Below are 24,361 nucleotides of genomic sequence, written 5' to 3' on the forward strand. Positions count from 1 at the left end.
ACCTGATTGTAAAAGGGAATTTCGTTTTCATGAGCTTATCGGCATAAAAAGACGCAACCACACTCCTGGTTTTGCACAGGAGAACAGGCCGCCGGGCGTCAAGGCAGGGCTCGCGCCTTCTTTTAGCCCCCTTCCTCGCTAATTGCTTCGTCAACGAAGCGTTAATACGAGACATGCCTGCGCGTGTCCTTATATGGGCTGCTGCGACATGTCCCGCTGGTGCGTCGACCGATTTGACTCCCAGCTTTGAAAGTTGCACACCTTCGCCTGAAGTTTCTGGAGAGCGCATGACCGACGGGGCACAGCTGGTATGACTGCGGATCGCAATGTGATCCGGTCGCTAGGCACGGAACCGCCAATTCTGGCGGAAGGGCGCCGTGCACCCGATCGTCGCGAAATTTCGCTTCGATGGCTTTCCGGCACGTTTCTCACCGGCATTACCTCTTCCATATTGATGGGCGTGGCTCTTTTCGCGGCTCTTGACGGCCGCCAGCAGCTCGCCATTCCCGCCGAAGCCTTCGCAAAGGCGGATATGGGCAACAACGCCACGGAAGCCGCACGTCGCGGAACGCGCCTCGTCGCACCGAATATCGCGGCCCGGCCCTCCGACCGGTCGATCATGGAAGTTTCCACCGTCATCAATGAAGGCGACAAGGAAGTGGTCCGCAAGGTCCCCTTCTCCCATGTCAAGATTCCGCTGGCGTCAAATTACGCCAAGCAGGATGACTATCCCGCCTTCGATCCCCTGAATATTTTTGCCAGCAACGAGGACAAGGACGCATCGGCACCCGCGCCTAGCCGGACGGGAACGATCTATGGTTCCGAAGTTGAATCCGAAGTCAGCCTGAAGACTGTCGCTTTTCCCGTCCAGCACTCCAAATATGCCTTCGCCGGCTCATTGAGCTTCGACGAGGTCGAGGAGGCGGTGCGCTCGAACGGTTCGATCCTGACGGATGGCAACGAGCAGCTGGCCGCGCTCTATTACATCGACCCACGCCGTTTCGATAATGATGACGGCGATGTCGACATTACCGCTGGCCTTGCCGCCCGTGTCGTCGAACAGAACATGTCGGTCTCGACCCCACAGTCCGCCTCGGTGCCTGTCAAGGAATATGCCGACGACGTGATCCCTGCCCGCCAGACAGAGACCATCGAAGCCGCCCTCTTCGGCGCCGGCTATTCGAAGGCGCAGTCGTCGGAAATCGCCGGGCTGCTATCGCCGCAAATCCAGTCGAACAATGTCGAAAGCGGCGATGTGCTGCGCGTCGGCATTATTCAGGAAGACGAGAAAAGCGACATCGTGCGCGTGAGCCTTTACCGCAAGGGCCGGCACATGGTCACCATGGCCATCGATGACAGCAAGCGCTTCATCAAGGCCAGCGAACCGCCGAAGCTCGATGCCGTGGCGACCGCCTTCGACAGCACCCCGGCGCCTGCCGCCGGACGCGATCTGCCGAGCGTTTATGACGGGGTCTACCGTGCGGCTCTGGCTTACGGCATGAACCAGGGCATGGTTTCCCAGCTCATCAAGCTTCTGGCCAGCAGCGTCGATTTTCAGGCGCAGCTCAAGCCGGCGGATACGCTGGAAGCCTTCTTCTCCGTGGAAGATGCGGATGGCAAGGCGACAGACAAGTCGGAACTGCTCTACGTCAACGCCAAATTCGGCGACAACGAGACACGTTTTTACCGGTTCCAGAACCCGGACGACAACAGCATCGATTACTTCGACGAGAACGGCAAAAGCATCCGGCAGTTCCTGTTGCGCAACCCGGTTCCGAACGGCCGCATGACATCCGGTTTCGGCATGCGCCGTCACCCGGTTTTGAAATTCAGCCGCATGCATACCGGCACCGACTGGGCCGCCGCCCGCGGCACGCCGATCATCGCGACGGGCAACGGCACCGTCGAAAAGGCCGGATGGGCCTCCGGTTACGGCAACCAGACGCTGATCCGCCATGCCAATGGCTATGTCTCTTCCTATAACCACCAGAGCGCCATCGCCAAGGGTGTCACCGAAGGCGCAAAGGTCCGGCAGGGCCAGGTCATCGGTTACGTGGGATCGACCGGCCTTTCGACCGGCGCGCATCTGCATTACGAGCTGATCGTCAACGGCACCAAGGTGGACGCGATGAAAGTGCGCCTGCCGGGCGGCAAGTCGCTTTCCGGCGAGGCGCTGGCGCGTTTCTCCGACGAGAGAAAGCGCATCGACAATCTGCTGAATATTGACGAAAAGCCCAATCAGGTGGCGAGCCGCTGATCTGCGGAGAACCCCGAACGACAATCCCGGGCGCATGAAACGGGCCCGGTCATGTGAAAAGGGTCCGATCATATAAAAAGGGCTCCGTTTCCGGAGCCCTTTCATTTTATGCGGCATCGGCCGTTTCAGCTTCGGCCTCACCCTTGGCGGGCTTGACCTTGAACAGCAGCCGGTCCGTGCCCGAGGTCACCTTGACCCGCGATCCATCCGGGACTTCGCCGCCGAGGATCATTTCGGCAAGCCTGTCCTGAACTGCCTTCTGGATCACCCGTTTCAGCGGACGCGCGCCGTAAGCCGGATCGTAACCCTTATTGGCAAGCCAGTTGCGGGCATCCTCATCCAGTTCGAGCGAAATCTTGCGATCGCCGAGCAGCGAGATGAGGCGCTTCAGCTGGATTTCGACAATCGCACCCATTTCGTCGCGCCGCAGGCGGTGGAAGAGGATGATATCGTCGATACGGTTGAGGAATTCCGGCCGGAAATGCGACCGGACCCGCTCCATAACCAGATCGCGAACCGAATCCACATCGTCATTGTCGCCCATCTGCGTCATGAATTCCGAACCGAGGTTCGAGGTCATGATGATGATGGTGTTCTTGAAATCGACGGTGCGGCCCTGGCCATCCGTGAGGCGGCCATCATCCAGCACCTGCAAGAGGACGTTGAACACGTCCGGATGCGCTTTCTCGATCTCGTCGAACAGCACGACCTGATAGGGCCGGCGGCGAACCGCTTCCGTGAGCGCCCCGCCCTCTTCGTAACCCACATAGCCGGGAGGCGCACCGATCAGCCGGGCAACGGAGTGTTTCTCCATATATTCCGACATATCGAGGCGAACCATCGCGGTTTCGTCGTCGAACAGGAAGCGGGCGAGCGACTTGGTCAGCTCGGTCTTGCCCACACCCGTCGGGCCGAGGAAGATGAACGAACCGATCGGCCGGTTGGGATCCTGAAGGCCGGCGCGCGAGCGGCGAACCGCCTTGGAAACCGCCTGAACGGCCTCGCCTTGCCCGACAACGGACTTGGCAAGCTCGTCTTCCATGCGCAGCAGCTTTTCGCGCTGGCCTTCCAGCATCTTGTCGACAGGAATACCGGTCCAGCGGGAAACGACATGGGCGATATTGTCCGCCGTCACCACTTCCTGAACCATCGAGCCGGCGCCGCTGCTATCGCGGGCTTCCGCCGCAGCCAGTTCCTTTTCGAGACCCGGAATGATGCCATAGGTCAGCTCGCCGGCGCGCTGGAACTGACCATTGCGCTGGGCAATCGCCAATTCGTTGCGGGCTTCGTCCAGCCGCTTCTTGAGGTCAGCGGCATGGCCGAGCTTCTGCTTTTCCGCCTGCCAGCGGGCCGTCAGCGCATCCGCCTTTTCTTCCGTATCGGCCAACTCGTCCTCGAGCTTCTTGAGGCGGTCGGCGGACGACTGGTCCGTTTCCTGCTTCAGGGCTTCGCGCTCGATCTTGAGCTGAATGATGCGGCGATCCAGTTCGTCCAGTTCTTCCGGCTTGGAATCCACCTGCATGCGAAGACGCGAAGCGGCTTCGTCCATCAGGTCGATTGCCTTGTCGGGCAGGAAGCGGTCGGTGATATAGCGGTTGGAAAGCGTTGCAGCCGCAACCAGGGCCGAATCCGAGATGCGGACCTTGTGATGCTGTTCGTATTTTTCCTTCAGGCCGCGCAGGATCGAGATCGTGTCTTCCACGGTCGGCTCGTCCACAAGAACGGGCTGGAAACGGCGGGCAAGGGCCGGGTCCTTTTCCACATGCTTGCGGTACTCGTCGAGCGTGGTGGCGCCGACACAGTGCAGCTCGCCACGGGCAAGCGCGGGCTTCAGGAGATTGGACGCATCCATCGCGCCATCGGCCTTGCCGGCACCGACCAGCGTGTGCATCTCATCGATGAACAGGATGATCCCGCCATTTTCGGCCTGCACTTCATTGAGCACAGCCTTCAGACGTTCTTCGAACTCACCGCGATATTTCGCACCGGCGATCAGCGCGCCCATATCGAGCGCCATCAACTTCTTGTCCTTCAGACTTTCCGGCACGTCGCCATTGACGATGCGCAACGCAAGGCCTTCGGCAATCGCCGTTTTACCGACGCCGGGTTCACCGATCAGCACGGGATTGTTCTTGGTACGGCGTGACAGCACCTGGATGGTGCGGCGGATTTCGTCGTCGCGGCCGATCACCGGGTCGAGCTTGCCTTCACGAGCCTCTTCCGTCAGGTCGCGCGCGAATTTCTTCAGCGCATCGAAGCCCTGTTCGGCATTGGCGCTATCGGCGGTGCGGCCCTTGCGGATATCGTTGATGACCTGATTGAGCGCCTGCGCCGTTGCGCCGGCCTTCTTCAGGGAAGCCGAGGTGGTGGCGGAGCTTTCAATCGCAAGTGCCTGCAGCAGACGCTCGACAGTGACAAAACTGTCGCCGGCCTTCTTGGCGAGATCTTCCGCGGTCGAGAACACTTTGGCGAGCGGCGCGGTGAGCGAAAGGCCGCCATTGCCGCCGGAAACCTTGGGCAATTTGGCAAGCGCCGCATCATTGGCAAGACGCGCTTCCTTGGCGTTGCCGCCGGCGCGCTCGATCAACGATGCCGCCATGCCCTGCTCGTCATCGAGCAGAACTTTCAGAACGTGTTCGGGCGAAAACTGCTGATGGTTTTCGGCCAGCGCAAAGGTCTGTGCCGATTGCAGAAAACCGCGAACGCGCTCGGAGTATTTTTCAATATTCATAGTCGAACCTCCATAGACCGGCCCGCCCGCTTTCGGCACGGCTCCGGGTGTTAGGGTTGAGGCTCCCTCAAAAGGCAAGCCCCGCTACGACAGCCGTGTTTATAGGATTTCACGATCGCCGCCTCTTGATGGTCGGTTGCCGGCGAATGCGGCTTCCGTCCGTCCTGCACGAATATGGGAGGCATTTTCATCGGTTTAAAGGGGAGAAAATCCACCGTCCGGGAAATTTTCACATGATTTGACAGGTATCAATTCGCCACATGAAACCACGCCGATTGCTGGCGGAATGTTCATCACCAATCGCCAAAAACAAAAAACTCCGGCAAGCCGGAGTTTTTCGATTGCAGAGTAATTTGCAGAAGCTGCTTATTCGGCAGCGTTCTCAAGCGTGGCGGGTGCCGCCTCTTCACCGGCCGGCGCATCTTCGCCTTCGGCGCCTTCCGCAGCGGCGGTGCGGCGCGGGCGGCGCTGGCGCGGTCCGGTTGCACGGCGTGCCTTCGGTGCGCGTTCGCCCGCCGGAGCTTCCGCCTGCTGCTGCTCTTCTTCGACGGCGACTTCCATGGGCGTGCCTTCGATGACGGGCTGCGGCGCCTGGCTGGCGTCGTATACCGGGGGCTGCTGTTCGGCGGCGACCTGCGGCTGGCGCGGCTGACGCTCCTGCCGTTCGCGGCGGTCCGGGCGCTCACGACGCTGTTCGTTCCGCTCGGTACGCTCCTGACGTTCCGGCTGCTGCGCGCGCTCGGCCTGTTCGGCCTGCTGCTGCGGTGCAACGACGCCTTCATCGCCGTCGTTCACATCCATATCGTCGCCATCGGCAGCATTGTACTCGCCGCGGTCGTCGCGCTGGAAACGTTCCTGCATCTGGGCCTGAGCCGAAGCGATGATGCGGTTATAGTGTTCAGCGTGCTGCAGATAGTTCTCAGCGATCACGCGGTCGCCGGAACTCTGCGCGTCGCGCGCCAGAGCCGCGTATTTTTCCGCTATGTGCTGGGCTGTGCCACGGATTTTAACATCGGGGCCGGAACTGTCGTAAGTCCTGGTGAGCGGGTTGCCGCCCTTGCGGTTGAAGTTGTTGTTACCGCCACCATTGTTATTGTTGTTGTTTCCACGCCCCCGGCCGCGCTTGTTTTGCTGTCCTGGCCTCATCAATTGCTCACCTGAATTCTGTTTTGCTGACAATCTGGTTGTTTTCATGCAATTCCGGGCGGAAAACCGCTGGAAATTTTTCCTGAAATTGCTCCATCACGCGTCTTGCCGAAGATAACCCTTGGGCAAGACCTCGCGTATGACGACCGGCTGCGCAAATGCTGCACCGAGCCGCCTGCGAACAAAGTTTACTGATTCACATGCCGGAAACGCCCAGCCTTTCAGGGCTCTTTAAAGAACCCGCTTCGGGACTGACCCATACCCTGACGAATCTGTGTTCGTCCTCAGCCACCCGGCATGTGGCCGCAAACTATCCCGCTTCCCGCGGAAATCCAAGCCTTTTCTTTTGCTGTGCAAAATATCCTTGCAAAAAATCCGTAGACATATCGCGAACAACTATCTCCGGAAGGTCAAAACTCTGTCGTTACCGCCATAATCCTTCACGGCGTCCAGAAGAGAGAAGCCGTGGGAAACAAATATAGCGGAAACATCAAGCCTTTGATCGAAACCGATCTCCACACCGACAATCCCGTTTTCCACAAGAAAGCGGCCTGCATCGGCAGCGATGAGGCGGTACGGTGCAAGGCCGTCCTGACCTCCATCCAGCGCCGCCATCGGGTCGTGGATACGAACCTCCTGGTCAAGCGTTGCGACGATATCACTCCTTATATAAGGCGGATTCGACACAATTATGTCAAAGCGGCCAGAGATTTTTTCAAACCAGTCGCTGCGGATGGCCTCGAAGCGCCCGCCGAGATCGTTTCGGGCCGCATTCCGGACCGCCGTTTCGAGCGCATCGGCGGAAATATCGCTGCCGATACCGGTTGCTTCGGGGCACTCCTTCAACAGCGCCAGACAGATCGCGCCGGTCCCCGTGCCCATATCCAGAATGCGGGCGCTGCCCTTGGCGGAAACGGCTTTTTTCAGCGCCGGCAACAGGGTATCGACAAGAACCTCCGTATCCGGCCGGGGCTCGAGCGTCTCCTTAGACAAAAGAAGGTCGAGGCCATGAAATTCCCGGTGGCCGAGAATGCGGTGTACGGGCTCGCCATTCGCCCGCCTTTCGATTATGGCCGCGATACGGGCGCTTTCTTCCGGCGTAACGGCATGATCAGGTTTCATCACGAAATCGGTCAATGAAAAACCGACAACCTCCGCAATCAAAAGCCGCGCATCGAGAAGCGGATCGGCGATCCCCGCCGCCTGCAGCCTTTTGCGGGCTGCGGCAAGAGCACTCGCAACACTCGCTTCAGCGGCCGTGCTCAAAGCTGTTCGCCGAGCTGTGCAAGCTGCCCCGCCTGATAGTCGGCGATCAGCGCATCCACCAGCTCATCGATCTCGCCTTCGATCATCCGGTCCAGCTTGTAGAGCGTGAGGTTGATGCGGTGATCGGTAACGCGGCCCTGCGGGAAGTTATAGGTGCGGATGCGCTCGGAACGGTCGCCGGAACCTACCTGGCTCTTACGGTCGGCTGAACGTTCGCTCTCCACTTTCTGGCGCTCGATGTCGTAGAGACGCGAGCGCAGGACCTGCATGGCCTTGGCGCGGTTCTGATGCTGCGATTTCTCCGAGCTGGTAACGATCAGGCCCGTCGGCAGATGGGTGATGCGAACGGCGGAGTCGGTGGTGTTGACGTGCTGGCCGCCTGCACCCGAAGCACGCATCGTGTCGATACGAATGTCTTCCGGGCGGATTTCGATATCGATATCTTCCGCTTCCGGCAGGACCGCAACGGTGGCGGCAGACGTATGGATGCGGCCGCTCGCTTCCGTTTCCGGCACGCGCTGCACCCGGTGCACGCCGGATTCGAATTTCAGCTTGGAGAACACCCCTCGCCCGCTGATCGTCGCGATGATTTCCTTGTAACCGCCCGCTTCGCCCTCGCTTGCGGAAAGCACTTCCACCTTCCAGCCCTTGGTCGAGGCGAAGCGCTCATACATGCGGAACAGATCGCCGGCGAAAAGGGCTGCCTCGGAGCCGCCGGTGCCCGCCCGAATTTCGAGAATCGCGCTTTTTTCGTCCGCCGCATCCTTCGGCAGCAGCAGAACCTGCATGTCCTTTTCAAGCTCACCGATGCGGACCTCGACATCCGGCAGCTCCATTTCCGCCAGATCGCGCATATCCTTGTCGGTCGACTTGTCGGCCAGCAGCGCCTCCAGATCGGCGGCTTCGGAAACCGCCTTCTCGTAGTCGCGGATTTTCTTCACCACCGGCTCGAGTTCGGAATATTCCGAAGCCAGTTTCACATAGACATCCGCAGCAGGCCCGGCCGACATACGCGCTTCGATCTCACCGAAACGCCTTTCCAACTCGCGCATTTTTTCGACGGGAAGCTTCGCCACCAGTCACTCCAATAATGAAACAGGTCTTTTAGAGGGTTTTCGCTTTTCTTCGAAACGCGAAAACGCTTTAACCTTTTGCTCTAACGCATTTCCGGACGGAAAACCGGGATCCACTTTTCCTGGAAATGCTCTAAATGGGAATGGAATGCGTCGCGGCAAAGCGTAACAACACCTCGCGCGCGCTTTCCAGCGAATTATGGTCGTCCAGCGCCGCGTTCAGCTCTTCGGCGAGGCGCGCGGCATCGAGCCCGAGAAGCATGGCCTTGACCGGACCGATGGCCGTCGGCGACATGGAAACAGAACGGAAACCGAGGCCGATCAAAGCCATGGCCGAAAGCGGCTTGCCCGCCATTTCGCCGCACAGCGTGACCGAGGTGTGGTGCCTTTCGCCGGCGCGGACGATATCGCGCAGGATGCGCAGGAACGGCTTGCCGAGATTGTCGAAACGATCCGAAACACGCGCATTGCCGCGATCCACCGCCATCGAGAACTGGAACAGGTCGTTCGAACCGACGGACACGAAATCCACCTCCTGCATCAGCTCATCGAGCTGCCACATCAGCGATGGCACTTCCAGCATGGCGCCGAATTGCAGCTTTTTCGGCAACGCATGGCTGAATTTCGAAAGATGCTGCACTTCCTTCTGCAAAAGGTCGCGAGCGGCGCGGATTTCCGACACTTCCGTCACCATCGGCAGCATCATGCGCAGTTCGGCACCCGAGGCGGCGCGCAGCAGCGCGCGCATCTGCGTTCGCATCAGGCCCGGCCGGTCCAGCGACAGGCGGATCGCCCGCCAGCCCAGCGCCGGATTTTCCTCTTCCTGGCCGCGCATATAAGAAACGACCTTGTCGCCACCGATATCGAGCGTGCGGAAGGTGACGCTCTTGCCCTTCGCCTGCCGCAGAACGGAGCGGTAGAACGCCTCCTGCTCCTCGCCCTTCGGCATGTTGGAGGCGATCATGAATTGCAGCTCGGTGCGGAACAGCCCAATGCCGTCGGCGCCGGATTCGTCGAGCTGCGGCAGGTCCACCAGAAGGCCCGCATTCATCTTCAGATTGACCTTCTGGCCATCCTTGGTGATCGGCTCGACATTGCGCAGCGCCCGGAACTGCTCCTGCCGCCGGGCCCGCAGGCGCACCTTTTCTTCATAAGCACGCTGCAAATCCGACATCGGGCGCAGATGCACCTGGCCGTCATCGCCATCGATAATGATGGGATCGTTGTTTTCCGCCAGAGCGACGATACCGGTCGCCTGTCCGATGATCGGAATGCCCATGGCACGGGCCACAATGACGACATGGCTCGTCACCGCGCCATCTTCCAGCACCAGACCACGCAGTTTTTCACGCGGGTAATCCAGCAGTTCGGCAGCACCCATGGCGCGCGCCAAAACGATGGCGTCGAGCGGGAAATCCTGCTCCGGCCCACGACCGCCAAAACCGATCAACTGCCGCAGCAGCCGGTTGGCGAGATCGTCGAAATCATGCATGCGCTCGCGCAGATAGGGATCGGTCAGGCGCATCATGCGCGCCTTGGTGTCGCTCTGCACCTTCTCGACCGCCGCCTCCGCCGTCAGGCCGTTTCGGATCGCCTCTTCCATGCGCCGCACCCAGCCCTGGTCGTGAGCGAACATGCGGTAGGTTTCCAGAACCTCGCGGTGCTCACCCTCGGTCGGCACATCGCGACGCTGCAGCATGTCGTCGATGGACAGACGCAGCGAGCCGATGGCATCGGCAAGACGCCGGATTTCCGTATCGGCATCTTCATTGAGCAGGTTGGTGACGACGATACGCGGATCATGCAACACGACATGGCCAAGACCGATGCCTTCGCCATAGCCGTCGCCATCGATGGAAACGGCGCGCGTCAGGTCCAGCTCCACCCCGGGGCGGGTGATCTTCTTCAACTCGCCGCTCGCCACTATTTCGGCAATGAGCATCGCGGTTGTCTCAAGCGCTTCCACTTCATCCTCCCGGTATGTTCGGCTGGCCTTGTTCTGGACCACAAGAACGCCAAGAGTGCGACCGGAACGCAAAATCGGCACGCCGAGGAAGGAATGATAAATTTCCTCACCGGTTTCAGGGAGATAGCGGAAAGCGGGATGCGCCTGCGCATCGGAAAGATTGAGAGGTTGGGCGGAAGCGGCGATGGTGCCGACAAGACCCTGCCCCATTTTCAGCTGGGCAAGATGCACGGCATCCTTGTTCAGACCTTCGGTCGCGTAAAGCTCGAGCACGCTGTCGGAGCGCAGCACATAGACCGAGCAAACCTCCGCCACCATGTTGCTGGCAATCTGACGGACGATCTGGTCCAGACGGTCCTGCGGTTCAAGGTGCTCCGCCATCATTTCGCGCAGCCGCTTGAGCAGGACGCGCGGACCTGCGGAAAGGTCTCTCATCGCGTTTGCTCCCCGACACTTCCGATCCGAATGTCATAATATTCGGGAATCAAAAGGTCATTTAAAAATTTATAGCGCGAGAAGCGCGTCCCGCAAGGGACACGCTTTCATGAAACGCCACATCGGAAGAACGCAACTCCGAAGAATCGGAGCATCGGGAACCGATGTCTCGGCTTAGCTCTTATCGAGACCGTAGGCGGAATGCAAAGTGCGAACCGCAAGTTCGGCATAGGCGCCGTCGATCAGGATCGAAATCTTGATCTCGGAGGTGGTGATCGCCTTGATGTTGATGTTCTTCTCGGCAAGCGCCTTAAACGCGCTGGCGGCAACGCCGGCGTGGCTGCGCATGCCGATACCGATGACCGAAACCTTGGCGAGACCGGTCTCGTTCTGGGCAACATCGAAGCCGATCTGGGCCTTGTTGTCTTCCAGAAGCTTGATCGCCTTGGCAACGTCGCCCGAAGGAACGGTAAAGGTCATGTCGGTGCGCGAACCGTCTTCGGAGATGTTCTGCACGATCATGTCGACGTTGATATGCGCTTCGGCGAGCGGCCCGAAGATCGCGGCGGAAACGCCCGGACGGTCGGCCACGCGGCGCAGCGAGATCTGTGCTTCATCCTTGGCATAGGCGATGCCGGTTACGACTTCCTGTTCCACGATTTCATCCTCGTCACAAATCAAAGTACCGGGCGGGTTGATGAGGTCGCCCATGCCCGGCGCATCGGGATCCTCGAAACTGGAGCGAACGAAGGTGCGCACCTTGTGTACCATGGCAAGCTCGACCGAGCGAACCTGCAGAACCTTCGCGCCGAGAGACGCCATTTCGAGCATTTCCTCGAAGGCGATCTTCTTCATGCGGCGAGCCTTGGGCTCGATGCGCGGATCGGTCGTATAAACGCCGTCGACATCGGTGTAGATGTCGCAACGATCCGCCTTGACGGCAGCGGCAATCGCCACTGCGGACGTATCCGAACCGCCGCGTCCGAGCGTCGCGATGCGGTTGTCCGGGCCGATGCCCTGGAAACCGGCGACAACGGCAACCTGACCTTCACCCATGCGATGAATGATATCCGAACCGTCGATTTCGAGAATGCGGGCGGCGCCATGCGCATTGTCGGTGCGGATCGGGATCTGCCAGCCCTGCCAGGAGCGCGCATTGATGCCCATGGATTGCAGCGTGATCGCCAGAAGACCTGATGTCACCTGCTCGCCGGATGCAACAACCGCGTCGTATTCGCGCGCATCGAAAAAGGAGGCGGCATTGGCGCCGGCCACCTTCGCGGCGTTCTGCACCCAGTCCACCAGCTCATTGGTTTTGCCGGACATGGCGGAAACGACCACGGCCACTTCATGGCCGGCATCCACTTCGCGTTTCACATGCCGTGCGACATTGTGAATGCGTTCGAGGTTCGCGACGGACGTGCCGCCGAATTTCATGACAATGCGAGCCATAGCCTTGACCAGTACCATCCCATTTTCCCGCCGGCTCCTTCGAAGAGCGGACGGACAAGAACAAACCCAGTCGGCTCTTCCTGACAAAGAGCCTCAAGTTGCGGGTCTCTTAGCGAAAAGGCGGGGGGCACGCAATGCCGTTTATGAACCATGCGGTACGCCTTTTTCGCAGCATCGCTCCGGAACAATCGCGGGATGAAAACGTCGGCGGGATAAAGCACCCGCAAAAGAGCGTACCGCGGTGCACTGTACAAACCGGCCCATTCGCAGTATGAGCGCGGCAATGCAACCGGCCAGATGGCCGAAATGGCCTGTATCGGCTGCCCCGGAGACTTTAGGACCTATTGGTTTCGGGCGGATGCGGGCGGCTTCATATCCGAAAGACGGTAGATGACAGACACCCAGGGTATCGCCCCGGCGATCGCGCAGGCGTTGGAAAAACGCGGCTATAAAGATTTGACCCCCGTGCAGCAGGCCATGCTTGCACCCGAACTGGCCGACAAGGATGCGCTGGTTTCCGCACAGACCGGCTCCGGCAAGACGGTTGCCTTCGGCATCGCACTGGCGCCGACGCTGCTGCCGGAGAGCGGCCGCTTCGGTCAGGCTTCCGCACCGCTGGCGCTCGCCATCGCGCCGACCCGCGAACTGGCCATGCAGGTCAAGCGCGAGCTGGAGTGGCTCTATGAATTCGCAGGTGTCTCGATTGCCTCCTGCGTCGGCGGCATGGATGTGCGCAACGAGCGCCGGGCGCTCGAACGCGGCGCTCACATCGTCGTCGGCACGCCCGGGCGTCTTTGCGACCATATCAAGCGTGGCGCGCTCGATCTGTCGTCCATCCGCGCCGTGGTGCTGGATGAGGCCGACGAGATGCTCGATCTCGGTTTCCGTGAAGATCTGGAATTCATTCTGGAAGAATCGCCGGAAACCCGCCGCACGCTGATGTTCTCGGCCACCGTTCCGCGCAGCATCGCCAAGCTTGCGGAAAGCTACCAGAAGAACGCCGTGCGCATCGCCACCGCTTCCGAACAGAAGCAGCACGTCGATATCGAATACCGCGCCATGCTGGTGACGCCGGCCGACCGCGAGAACGCCATCATCAATGCGCTGCGCTTTTATGAAGCCCGCAACGCCATCGTCTTCTGCTCCACCCGTGCGGCGGTGAACCATCTGACGGCGCGGCTCAACAATCGCGGCTTTGCCGTGGTGGCCCTTTCCGGCGAACTGACCCAGAACGAACGCACCCATGCGCTGCAGGCCATGCGCGACGGCCGCGCCCGCGTCTGTGTGGCAACCGACGTTGCCGCCCGTGGTATCGACCTGCCGGGTCTCGAACTCGTCATCCACGCCGACCTGCCGACCAATTCCGAAACGCTTCTGCATCGCTCCGGCCGCACCGGCCGCGCCGGTCAGAAGGGTGTTAGCGCCATCGTGGTGCCGATCAACCAGCGCCGCAAGGCGGAACGCCTGCTGGAAGGCGCCAAGGTCAGCCCGGCATGGGTTCGTCCGCCTTCCGCCGAAGAGATCGTTGAGCGCGACGGCGCCCGGCTTCTGGCCGACCCGTCGCTGACCGAGGCCGTGGCCGAGGACGAGCGCGATTTCGTCACCAGGCTGCTCGAACAGCACGGCGCTGAAAAGGTCGCCGCCGCTTTCGTGCGCCTGTACCACGCCGGACGTTCCGCGCCCGAAGACATCGCCGAAGTCTCGCTGGACAACAATCGCAAGCCGCGCCGCGACAGTTTCGAAACGGTCGAGAACAATGCGCCGCGCCGCGAACGCTCCGACTTCGCCGACAGCGCCTGGTTCTCGCTGTCCGTCGGCCGCAAGCAGAGCGCCGAACCGCGCTGGCTGATCCCCATGCTCTGCCGTTTCGGCAAGATCACCCGCCAGGATATCGGCGCGATCCGCATGCAGCAGACGGAAACCTTCGTGGAACTGGCGGCCGATGCTGTCGACCGTTTCACCTCCGCCATCGGCAAGGACATGACGCTCGAAAAGGGCATCCGTCTGAAGGCGCTGGAAGGCAAGCCGGAAATGACCGGCGGTTTCCGCGAAGACACGCGCCCGGCCAAGGCGCAGCGGAAATTCAGCAAATCGGACAATGCAAGCGGCCCCCGCGATGACCGCAAGGGCGACGATAAGCCCTGGAAAAAGAAGAAGCCCTTCGGCGACAAGCCGAAATACGAGGGCAAGAAGGACAAGCCCTTCGAAAAGCGTGGGCCGAAGCCGACGAAGGGCTGAGGGCCACTCGTCACAAGCCTCAGCAATCTCGGCTCACGTTCATCTGGGAGTTGAGACCGGCAGCAAGGTTTCGGCCGTCATGCCGGCCTTGAGCCGGCATCCAGCCACGGCGCGTCTGCGCCGTGAGAAGACTCTCCCGCGATCAAGGACTTGATCGCGCTGGACCCCGGACTAAATCCGGGGTGACGGTAAGGATGCTACGAATTCGCCAAACTATTCTGGTCGGCAGACGTCGCCACCAACAAAAAAGCCCCGCTTTCGCGGGGCTTTCTATTTAACGCAATCACAACACCGGCAATCAGAACTCCAGCGCGCGATCGCCGTTTTCGTCCTTGATGCGGTTCGGAAGGCCGATCTTGTTCAGAAGGTTCAGGAACGGCTTCGGCGGCAGTTCTTCCACATTGGCCATCTGCTTCACGTCCCATTCGCCGGTGGCGATGAGCATGGCGGCGGCGACCGGCGGAACGCCGGCGGTGTAGGAAATGCCCTGCGAGCCGACTTCTTCATAGGCTTCCTTGTGGTCGGCCACGTTGTAGATGAAGACTTCGCGCTCCTTGCCGTCCTTGATACCCTTGACGATATCGCCGATGCAGGTCTTGCCGACGTAGTCGGGCGCCAGCGAAGACGGATCGGGCAGCACGGCCTTGACCACCTTGAGCGGCACGACTTCCAGGCCTTCGGCGGTCTTGACCGGCTTTTCGGACAGGAGGCCGAGGTTCTTCAGCACGGTGAAGACGTTGATATAGTGATCGCCAAAGCCCATCCAGAAGCGCACATCGGCACCGTCCATGTTCCTGGACAGCGAATGCACTTCGTCATGGCCGGTCATGTAGGCCTTCTGCTTGCCGACGACCGGCAGGTCGAATTCCTGGCCGACTTCAAACATCTGGTTCGTCTGCCACTGACCATTCTGCCAGGAGTAGACGACGCCCGTGAATTCGCGGAAGTTGATTTCCGGATCGAAGTTGGTCGAGAACCACCGGCCATGGCTGCCGGCATTGATATCGACGATATCGACCGAGGTGACCTTGTCGAAATAGTCATCCTTGGCGAGACGCGCATAGGCGTTGACCACGCCCGGGTCGAAACCGACGCCGAGAATGGCGGTAATGCCCTTCTCCTTGCACTCTTCAGCGCGCTTCCACTCGTAGTTTCCGTACCACGGCGGCGTCTCGCAGATCTTGGTCGGATCCTCGTGGATCGCCGTATCCATATAGGCAACACCCGTGTCCATGCAGGCACGAAGAACGGACATGTTGACGAAAGCCGAACCGACGTTGATGACGATTTCAACACCGGTCTGTTTAATCAAGGCTTTCGTCGCCTCGATATCCATCGCGTCAAGCGCATGGGCCTCAAGTTTTACATCTGTCTTGAGGCTCTTCTTTTCGCGTACGGACTCGACAATCTTGCGGCACTTTCCCAAAGTCCGTGACGCAATATGAATGTCTCCCAATACATCGCTGTTCTGGGCGCATTTATGCGCCACGACCTGTGCTACGCCACCGGCGCCGATGATCAGAACGTTCTTCTTCATTTCAGGTGATGCCTCCTTTTCCCCGCAGGGATGAGCTTCGTTTCATGTTAAAAACAGGGTTTAAGACAGGCTTTGCTCGAAATCGGCAAAGTCGAATTCACGAACGGCGCGTACGGTGCCGTCCAGTTCCTTGATGGCGATCGCCGGCATCTTGACGCCGTTGAACCAGTTCTTCTTGACCATGGTGTAGCCGGCCGCGTCCTGGAAGGAGATACGGTCGCCGACCTTCAATTCCCTGTCGAAGCGGAAATCGCCGAAAATATCGCCTGCAAGGCAGGATTTGCCGCAGACCATGTAGGGATGCTCGCCCTCGTTCGGCGAAACCTTGGCGCTCTCACGATAGATCAGCAGATCGAGCATATGCGCTTCGATGGAGCTGTCGACGATGGCGAGGTTCTTGCCGTTAAACAGCGTGTCGAGAACCGTCACTTCGAGCGTCGTGCTCTTCGTGATCGAGGCTTCGCCCGGCTCCAGATAGACCTGCACGCCGTATTTTTCCGAGAAGGCGCGCAGACGGTCGCAGAACTGGTCGAGCGGATAATTGTCGCCGGTAAAGTGGATGCCGCCGCCGAGGCTGACCCACTCCGCACGCGACAGCAGCGATCCGAATTTCTCCTCAATCTGCGTCAACATGCGGTCGAACAGCGAAAAATCGCTGTTTTCGCAATTATTGTGGATCATGAAGCCGGAGATACGGTCCATGACCTTGTCGACCTTGGCGACATCCCATTCGCCCAGCCGGCTGAAGGGGCGCGCAGGATCGGCAAGATCGAAGCTCGAGGAGCTGACCTGCGGGTTGAGGCGCAGACCGCGTGTGATGCCGGAGGCCTTGTCGGCGAAACGCTCGAGCTGACCGATGGAATTGAAGATGATCTTGTCCGCATTCGCAATCACCTCGTCGATTTCATAATCGGCATAGGCGACGGAATAGGCATGGGTCTCGCCGCCGAATTTCTCGCGGCCGAGGCGCACTTCATAAAGCGAGGACGAGGTGGTGCCGTCCATATATTGCGACATGAAATCGAACACCGACCATGTGGCGAAGCACTTCAGCGCCAAGAGCGCCTTGGCGCCGGATTTTTCCCGCACATAGGCAATCTTCTCCATGTTGCGAAGAAGTTTTGTCTTGTCGATCAGGTAATAGGGCGTCTGGAGCATGTCGTTTCACATATTGATTGAAGTCAAGGTACGTCTCGATGATGGGCCTTATAGGATGCTTGTGACAGGAAAACAAATGTCAGGCACCGAATTCCTCGAAAATCGCCCCCGAGCCGAAGTGGCATCAAGAAAACCCGTCCCGTTGCGGAACCAAGCCGGCATCGGCGCGTTTGACTGACGGACAGGCGGGTGTTTCGGCCGCCGAAACGAAGCTTCACGGACGACGGTGACGTGTCGTCGTCCCATCAATGATGTTCAGGAAGGACCTCACCTATGGCAAGCGTGCGTAGCAGCGTCAGCGACAAGATCCAGCAATCCCTCGAAAACGGCGATGCGGCCGATGTGGCAGCGCAGCTCGCCCAGCTTCGCGAAGATCTGGCTAGTCTTGCCAAAAGCGTGAAGGCGCTCGGCGTCGGCGCTTCGCATGAGCTGAAGGCGCAGGCCGCCCGTGTGGCCGATGACGCCCTCACCGCATCCGGAGAAATGGCCGACAGCGTTCGCAATGAAATCTCCACGCTCAACGACAACCTCACCGACCACGTCCAGAAGAACCCGCTCCAGTCGCTCGGCATCGCCGTCGGCGTCGGTTTCGTGCTCGCCCTCCTGACGCGTCGATAAGGCCGCGCTCATGCTTGAGGCATTGCTGGTCTATCTGGGGGAGACCCAGCGCGAGGGGCGCGTCGTCACAAGGCGATTGCGCGCGACCATAACCCTGTCGGTTCTGACCGGGATATTCTTCCTGATCGCCTTCATCGCCGCCGTGGTGGCAGGCTCTATCTATCTTGCCCGGCATGTGGGCGCAGGCCCCGCGGCGCTCGTCGTCGCGGGGACCGCGTTCCTGCTCGGCGTCATCATGCTGGTGGCGCTGGCGATCATCAAACGTCCGAGGGTCTATGCAGCACGTCCCGCTGTCACTCCTTTGACGGCGGCGCCGCTTGCCGCAGCGCCGCTCGCCCTGCAATCGCTGCTTACGCTGGCGATCCAGGCGCGTCCCTATGCGACGCTCGCCGTGGCTGTCGCGGCCGGTTTCCTGGCCACAAGGGTCAATACGAAAAAGTCCAAGTAATTTCTTGGCGACACGACAAGGCAAACCGCGCGTCCAGACGATGGATGCGCGGTTTTTTTTATGTTACCCGCGAAGGATAGACTGGTTGATGGCGTTACCCGCCACGCCGCCCTTATTTGAACAAAGTGACATACAGTCTCGGGCAGTCTCGGCGCGTCCGTAATTTTCTGAAAGGCAATTGATGAAGAAGAAAGTCCTTGTCGTCGGCGGTGCCGGCTATATCGGTTCGCACACCTGCCTTCTCCTGTCTGAGCGAGGATATGAACCGGTCGTTTTCGACAATCTGTCCAACGGGCATGAGGAATTCGTCCGCTGGGGACCATTCGAACAGGGCGATATTCGCGACCGGGCGCGGCTGGATGAGGTCTTCGCCAAACACCGGCCGGTAGCCGTTCTGCATTTCGCAGCGCTGATCGAAGTCGGTGAATCGGTCAAGCAGCCCGTGGCTTTCTACGACAACAATGTCATCGGCTCGCTCAACCTGCTCTCCGCCGCCATCGATGCCGGCGTCACGGCATTCGTTTTTTCGTCCACCTGCGCAACTTACGGGTTGCCGGAACAGGTGCCGATCGACGAGACGCACCGGCAGGCGCCGATCAACCCCTATGGCCGCACCAAATGGGTGGTGGAGCAGGCGCTGAAGGACTACAGCACCTATAAGGGGCTGCGCTCCGTGATGCTGCGCTACTTCAATGCCGCCGGCGCGGATTTCGAAGGCCGCATCGGCGAATGGCACAAGCCGGAAACCCACGCGATCCCGCTGGCCATCGAGGCCGCACTCGGCCGGCGTCAGGGCTTCAAGGTGTTCGGCACGGATTACGACACGCGCGACGGCACCTGCGTGCGCGACTATATCCACATTCTCGATCTCGCCGATGCGCATGTGCGGGCCGTGGATTATCTGCTGGCCGGCGGAGAGACCGTCGAACTCAACCTCGGCACCGGCACCGGCACCACGGTGAAAGAATTGCTGGCGGCGATTTCGGAGGTTTCCGGCCGCCCCTTCCCCGTCGAATATACCGGGCGGCGCGACGGCGATTCCACGACGCTGGTCGCCAATAACGACAAGGCGAAGGAGGTTCTCGGCTGGGAGCCGCGTTATTCCCTGTCGGACATCATAAAATCCGCCTGGGCATGGCATTCCTCCCGCAATGCCGGGGACTGAACAGCCGGCGAACAAACATAAAAAAGACACCGGCCTGTTGGCCGGTGCTTCCTGCGGGACAGCTGATTGAAGCCGGTCCCGCTCCTGCCTCCCAGGGACGGGAATTATGGCTTGGTGGCGGACGTCGTCGTGCTGTCAGGAGCCGCCGGCGTTGCCGCATTCTTTTCGCTGGCCTTCTGTTCCAGCGTCTTGAATTCGGGAGCCGCCTTCAGCGTTTCCGCCGTTTCGGTCGTGGTCAGGCGGATGGTGCCGTCCTGCGCGTTGCGCGTCATCGTTACCTTGTCCATCGGAACGGCAACATCCTTTGCGCCGATACCCAGGAAGCCGCCGACGCCGATCACGGCCGCAACCAGACCACCGTCTTCTTCCATGATCAGGTTGGTGACGTTACCGATGCTTTCATCGGCCGCGGTATAGACCGCCTTGCCGATATAATCATTGGCGCTGACCTGCGTTTCGCCCTGTTCGGTGAGATAAGCGCCGCCTGTCGTTGTAGCCGCGCTGTCATTGGTCGAAGGAGCAGCAGGCGTCATCGGTGTGGCGGGCGGGGTTGCAGGCTCCGTCTGCGCACTCGGATTTGCCGGCGCAGGCTGGGTCGTGCCCTGAGCGATGGCCAGCGGCGCGAAAGCCGTCGTGCCCATCAGAGCGGCAGTGACGAGGATTGTAAGTTTCTTTGCCATTTCGTACCTTCCTTTCATCGTTCTCAACTGGCCGGCGGTGATGAATTTCGTGTCCGCTCCTCGGCCGGTTCGTCTGGCAAACGGGTTGGTCGTTGAAATAGTTCCGATTTTTTCAACCGAGTCTGTGCGATTGTGACCGACCTCAACAACCGAAGGTAAAAATCAGGCATTGCTAAAGGGGGACGGCACGGTATTATCCGTGTCGTAACAATGCCATAACTGCCGGAGTTTTTTGTATGCCTCGACCCGGCGACAGACTGAAAGACATGATCTCGGCTTTGCGTCGGCGCAGTGCGAATTTTTTCCCGACCGCCTCCATCGGCACCTATCTGGTGGTGATGGCTACCGTCATTACCCTGCCGCTCATTCTTTTCGGCGGCTATCTGATGCTGCGCCTCGAGGCGGAAAAACGCGACGACCTGCAACGGGAAACCATCGAGGATGTACGGGTGGTCTCCCGCAACATCGACCGCCGCCTGCAGGAAATCGCCACCTCGCTCAATCTCCTGTCGCAATTCCCGGAACTTGAGAGCGGCAACCTCGCCGCGTTTCAGGGGCGCGTCGCCGACAGTCTGAAGCGGGAGGGCCTTTATGCCATTCTCGCCACCAAAGATGGTCAGCAGCGTCTCAATACGCGCGTGCCCTATGGCCAGCCGCTCGGCAAGGTGTCGGCGGAAGCCAATCTGGCCAAGGCGATCGACTCCCGCCGCATCACCGTCTCGGACATGTTTTTCGGCTCGACCAGCAAGGAATGGGTGTTCAACGTCACCATGCCGCTAGGCCCGGACCTGGACCCCGCCGGAGACGCCCTGATCTTGACGCAGAATACCAGCGACCTGAGCAGGCTCATCCCCACGGAAAACCTGCCGCGCCACTGGGCGGTCGCCATCATTGACGGCAATAACCGCGTTGTCGTCTCAAGCGCGCCCGAAGAGGCGGAAGTGGGCAAGCCCTTTGTCACCCCCGATGTCCTTTCGGAAATGCAGGCCTTCAGCGGCAATTTTTTCGACGGCAAGGGTAATCTCTACGCCTATGCTCAATTGCCGGGCTGGCAATGGAAGACGGTGATGTGGGGTCCGCTCGCCGCAAGCCAGGCGGCGCTGATAGACACCTGGCGGCAGATGATGATCGGCAGCCTGATGCTGGTGCTGATTGCCATTGGCGGCGCCTATCTGGTCGGCCGGCAATTGCGCAGCTCCATCCGTGACCTGACCCTGATGGCCGAGCGCATCGGCGAGGGCGAGATCGTCGCACCCGTCGATACCAAGATAAAGGAGGCCAACCAGGTCGCCATCGCTCTCTCCAACGCATCCTTCGACAGAAGCCAGTCGGAAGAGCGCCTGCAATTGCTGCTGCACGAGTTGGTTCACCGTTCCAAGAACATTCTGACGCTGGTTCAGGCGATGATACGCCAATTGGGACGCGAAAATAAAAGCATTCCGGAATTCCAGAAGGAGGTCGATCACCGCCTGCGCGGCCTTGGAATGTCGATCCGGGCCCTGGCGGAGGTTCAATGGCAGGGTCTGCCGATCCGCAAGCTGATTGAAACCCACCTCGATGTTTTCGGAACCGTGGCGCAGCGCATCGTGCTGGTGGGAGAGGATTTCATGCTTTCCCCGGAAGCGGCACAGAATTTCGGTCTGGTGGTCCATGAGCTGACGACGAATTCCATCAAATACGGCTCATTGTCGGCTCCAGCGGGAAAAATTACCCTGCGCTGGCAGTCGCGTGAAAAAGACGGGCGGCAGATGATCCATCTCGTCTGGACCGAAACGGGCGGACCGCCCGCCAGAGAACCGAGCCGCAAAGGCTTTGGCACCACGGTCATCAAAAGGCATGCGGAAGGCGCCTTCGGTGGGCAGGTGCTGACGGAATATCGTGAATCCGGCTTTGAGTGGTCGCTGGAAGCGCCGATGCGTTACTTCACGCCCAAACGATCGGAACAGACAGGCGCGCATTGACGCCGCGACTTGCGGACCTATCCGCTGTGCAGACGGCAAAAAACCGGCAAAATGGCCGGTATTTTGCGCAATGTTAAAAAAACGCATTTTTTGGGAACCGAATCCGGTCATGCGTGTTTTTACTGCAGGCCAAGCAATTCCCCCGTCCCCGCCTGAAGCTTGGCTGAAAATAAACAGGTTTCGCCCCTGAAAACCTGTCATAAAAATAGCACGGCTCTTTCATGAGCCGTGCTATTTGTTTTGGCTTTCATGAAATGAAAGATGAACCCGGCGTTGCGCGCGATATCGCGATTTCAGGCATCCGCGCCGTCGCCGGAGGGAAATTTCAGCCGGTAGACGATCCGTTCGGGCGTCAACTCGTATTCGGCACTTCCCCCCAATGCGGAGGGAACCACCTTTTCCAGCACCACGCTGCCGAAGCTGCCGCGCCGGGTCTCCGCCGGCTCTTTCGACGGCATCATCGGCTCATTCCATTCAACGATATAAAAATCACCCTCCTGACGGCATTGCAGGGATATGGGCGGGTGATAGGCGAGATTGCCGCTGTGGCTGACGGTGTTGACGACCAGCTCATGGAAGGCGAGCCCGATATAGAGCGCGCCATTCGGATTGAGCAGCAGGTTTTCGCCTTCCATGTGGATGAGGTTCGGATATTCCGGCACATAAAGATCGAATTGCTGGCGCAACAACTCGAATATGCGCGCGCCCCGCCAGTCCGAATCCGTAATGAGATCCTGACTCTGGGCGAGAGCGTGTAGTCTGCCGCGGAACTTGCGCAGAAAATCATCCTTGGTCAGGCTGAAACGGGCCGTCTGGCCGGCAAGGCTCTGGATGATCGCCAGGAGGTTCTTGGAACGGTGGCTGACCTCGCGCAGCAGCGAGCGCAGAAGCTGCTCGCGCCGCCTTTCCGCCGTCACCTCGCGAATGGTGGTTTTCATCACCACCTGGTTCGTCTGGTTAAGAGTGGAATGAACCTGAAACTGGAAGACGCGATCATTGCCGGCATTGACTTCCAGCATGCCGCGGCTGCCCGCCGTGTTCATATCCTTCTTGAGATCGGCGAGTCGGGCGGAGAGATCGTTACCGAACAGATTTTCATCTGTGGGACGGGATTCTGCCGGAATTTTCCAGACATCCGGCAGATTGGCCACGAATATATAGTCGCGGTTCCAGTCCTGCAGCATGACTGTCTCACCCGAATCGAGCAAGGCGAGGACAAGCGAATCGTGAAGTTCGCTTTCGTCCCTCTCCGCGTTATGCCATGCCAGCCGATGCAAATTCGTCTCCTTGCAGAAAGCCGCGGGGCAGCCCCACGACCGTAACCGCCAACGCCCGGGCACCAGAGTGGTTCCCGGTCAGTCTGCGGTTTCGGCAAAATTCACGCCGCGACGCGTGAGCTTTCGTTGAAAAACAGGGCCTGGCTGATAAGCGCTTTCACCATGTCCGGATTGAACGGCTTCGTCACAAGGAAGGTCGGCTCCGGCCGCTCGCCCGTCAGAAGACGCTCGGGGAAGGCGGTGATGAAGATTACCGGCAGCGTGGTCATCTGCAGGATGTCCTTCATTGCATCGAGACCGGAACTGCCATCGGCGAGCTGAATATCGGCAAGGATCATCTTCGGCTGGGTGCGATGGAAGAGATCGAGCGCTTCCGTGTGGGTGCGGGCGATGCCCGTGACGCGGTGGCCGAGATCGGTGACCATCTGCTCGATATCCATGGCGATCAGAGGTTCGTCCTCGATGATCATGATATCGGTTGCGACCTGGCGGGCGATTTCAGAGGCTGCCTCATCGATCAGCTTGCCGACCTGATCCTCGGAGACTTTCAGAACCTCTGCGGTTTCCGAAGGTGTGAATTCTTCGACCGTGGTCAAAAGGAACGCCTGACGGGCAAGCGCCGGGACGGCGGAGAGGTTAGCCGAGGCGCGTTTTTCCCATCCCGACAGGTTTTCGTCGGTCTTAATATTGATCGTGACGGAACTAAAGATCGATACGAACAATTGATAGAGCGAAACGCGATCGCTGCTTGTCTGCGGAAAAATGCTGATATCGGCGATCAGAGCTTCGAGTGTTGCCGCAACATAGGCATCGCCCGTCGATTGTGAGCCGCAAACGGCACGCGCGAACCTGCGCAGATATGGCAGGTGCGGTGCGATGCGTGTAGAAACTGACATGGAATTCTCCCCTTTCATGCGGTCTGCAACGCAAACCCACGATAGCAACGTGCGCGT

At 59.7% G+C, this 24,361-nt stretch carries 17 protein-coding genes; 6 read left to right on the forward strand and 11 right to left on the reverse strand.

All coding sequences use genetic code 11. From position 1 onward, the window contains the following. Window positions 1-310 precede the first annotated feature (310 nt). Window positions 311-2,257 (forward strand): M23 family metallopeptidase, encoded by a 1,947-nt coding sequence (locus RAC79_RS18945; RefSeq protein WP_020811299.1) that lies wholly within the window; start codon window positions 311-313, stop codon window positions 2,255-2,257. 106 nt (window positions 2,258-2,363) lie between these two features. Here RAC79_RS18945 and clpB read toward each other — a convergent pair whose 3' ends face one another. From clpB to RAC79_RS18975, 6 genes are all read right to left on the reverse strand, one after another. After that, window positions 2,364-4,988 carry an ATP-dependent chaperone ClpB gene (gene clpB / locus RAC79_RS18950; protein WP_003522543.1) on the reverse strand — a complete coding sequence of 875 codons (2,625 nt, stop codon included), beginning with the start codon at window positions 4,986-4,988 and terminating at the stop codon, window positions 2,364-2,366. A gap of 366 nt (window positions 4,989-5,354) precedes the next feature. Beyond that, entirely contained in the window at window positions 5,355-6,134 is a 780-nt protein-coding gene (locus RAC79_RS18955; protein WP_080857719.1) for a DUF4167 domain-containing protein, read from the reverse strand. 396 nt (window positions 6,135-6,530) lie between these two features. After that, window positions 6,531-7,400, reverse strand: a complete 870-nt coding sequence (gene prmC, locus RAC79_RS18960) for a peptide chain release factor N(5)-glutamine methyltransferase (protein ID WP_174040228.1) — start codon at window positions 7,398-7,400, stop codon at window positions 6,531-6,533. Continuing rightward, window positions 7,397-8,476, reverse strand: a complete 1,080-nt coding sequence (prfA, locus tag RAC79_RS18965; RefSeq protein WP_065657303.1) for a peptide chain release factor 1 — start codon at window positions 8,474-8,476, stop codon at window positions 7,397-7,399. Before prfA ends, prmC begins: the two co-directional genes overlap by 4 nt. A gap of 130 nt (window positions 8,477-8,606) precedes the next feature. Continuing rightward, window positions 8,607-10,874 carry a phosphoenolpyruvate--protein phosphotransferase gene (gene ptsP, locus RAC79_RS18970; protein ID WP_065657304.1) on the reverse strand — a complete coding sequence of 756 codons (2,268 nt, stop codon included), beginning with the start codon at window positions 10,872-10,874 and terminating at the stop codon, window positions 8,607-8,609. A 174-nt stretch (window positions 10,875-11,048) separates the two neighbouring features. Then, window positions 11,049-12,326, reverse strand: coding sequence for an aspartate kinase (locus tag RAC79_RS18975; RefSeq protein ID WP_003522538.1), 1,278 nt, complete (start codon window positions 12,324-12,326; stop codon window positions 11,049-11,051). Between the two features lie 390 nt (window positions 12,327-12,716). Here RAC79_RS18975 and RAC79_RS18980 point away from each other — a divergent pair, with 390 nt between their 5' ends. Further along, window positions 12,717-14,564, forward strand: a complete 1,848-nt coding sequence (locus RAC79_RS18980) for a DEAD/DEAH box helicase (protein ID WP_065657305.1) — start codon at window positions 12,717-12,719, stop codon at window positions 14,562-14,564. Window positions 14,565-14,862: 298 nt separating this feature from the next. On the opposite strand, the gene RAC79_RS18985 is transcribed toward RAC79_RS18980, so the two are convergent. Both RAC79_RS18985 and nspC read right to left on the reverse strand, forming a co-directional pair. Continuing rightward, window positions 14,863-16,101 (reverse strand): saccharopine dehydrogenase family protein, encoded by a 1,239-nt coding sequence (locus tag RAC79_RS18985; protein WP_142845678.1) that lies wholly within the window; start codon window positions 16,099-16,101, stop codon window positions 14,863-14,865. Between the two features lie 60 nt (window positions 16,102-16,161). Beyond that, window positions 16,162-17,259 carry a carboxynorspermidine decarboxylase gene (gene nspC / locus RAC79_RS18990; RefSeq protein WP_078052664.1) on the reverse strand — a complete coding sequence of 366 codons (1,098 nt, stop codon included), beginning with the start codon at window positions 17,257-17,259 and terminating at the stop codon, window positions 16,162-16,164. Between the two features lie 273 nt (window positions 17,260-17,532). On the opposite strand from nspC, the gene RAC79_RS18995 reads away from it, so the two are divergent. The 3 genes from RAC79_RS18995 (at window position 17,533) to galE (ending at window position 19,490) form a co-directional block, all read left to right on the forward strand. Next, window positions 17,533-17,877, forward strand: coding sequence for a YqjD family protein (locus RAC79_RS18995; protein WP_003522534.1), 345 nt, complete (start codon window positions 17,533-17,535; stop codon window positions 17,875-17,877). A 10-nt stretch (window positions 17,878-17,887) separates the two neighbouring features. Then, a complete protein-coding gene (locus tag RAC79_RS19000; protein ID WP_078052663.1) occupies window positions 17,888-18,325 on the forward strand; it encodes a hypothetical protein in 438 nt (145 codons plus the stop codon). Between the two features lie 181 nt (window positions 18,326-18,506). Further along, window positions 18,507-19,490 (forward strand): UDP-glucose 4-epimerase GalE, encoded by a 984-nt coding sequence (gene galE, locus RAC79_RS19005; RefSeq protein WP_142845679.1) that lies wholly within the window; start codon window positions 18,507-18,509, stop codon window positions 19,488-19,490. Window positions 19,491-19,594: 104 nt separating this feature from the next. On the opposite strand, the gene RAC79_RS19010 is transcribed toward galE, so the two are convergent. Next, window positions 19,595-20,170, reverse strand: a complete 576-nt coding sequence (locus RAC79_RS19010) for a PRC-barrel domain-containing protein (RefSeq protein WP_059756996.1) — start codon at window positions 20,168-20,170, stop codon at window positions 19,595-19,597. Window positions 20,171-20,406: 236 nt separating this feature from the next. On the opposite strand from RAC79_RS19010, the gene RAC79_RS19015 reads away from it, so the two are divergent. Continuing rightward, on the forward strand, window positions 20,407-22,131 hold the full coding sequence (locus RAC79_RS19015) for a sensor histidine kinase (RefSeq protein ID WP_161987948.1): 1,725 nt from the start codon (window positions 20,407-20,409) through the stop codon (window positions 22,129-22,131). Between the two features lie 293 nt (window positions 22,132-22,424). Here the strand turns inward: RAC79_RS19015 and RAC79_RS19020 are convergent, their stop codons facing one another. Next, window positions 22,425-23,408 carry a sensor histidine kinase gene (locus RAC79_RS19020; protein ID WP_142845681.1) on the reverse strand — a complete coding sequence of 328 codons (984 nt, stop codon included), beginning with the start codon at window positions 23,406-23,408 and terminating at the stop codon, window positions 22,425-22,427. A gap of 101 nt (window positions 23,409-23,509) precedes the next feature. After that, complete coding sequence (locus tag RAC79_RS19025; protein WP_003522529.1) at window positions 23,510-24,304, reverse strand: response regulator; 795 nt, start codon at window positions 24,302-24,304, stop codon at window positions 23,510-23,512. Window positions 24,305-24,361 lie beyond the last annotated feature (57 nt).

The organism is Agrobacterium sp. LR_9 (genome assembly GCF_041954855.1).
Classification (GTDB): domain Bacteria; phylum Pseudomonadota; class Alphaproteobacteria; order Rhizobiales; family Rhizobiaceae; genus Agrobacterium; species Agrobacterium leguminum.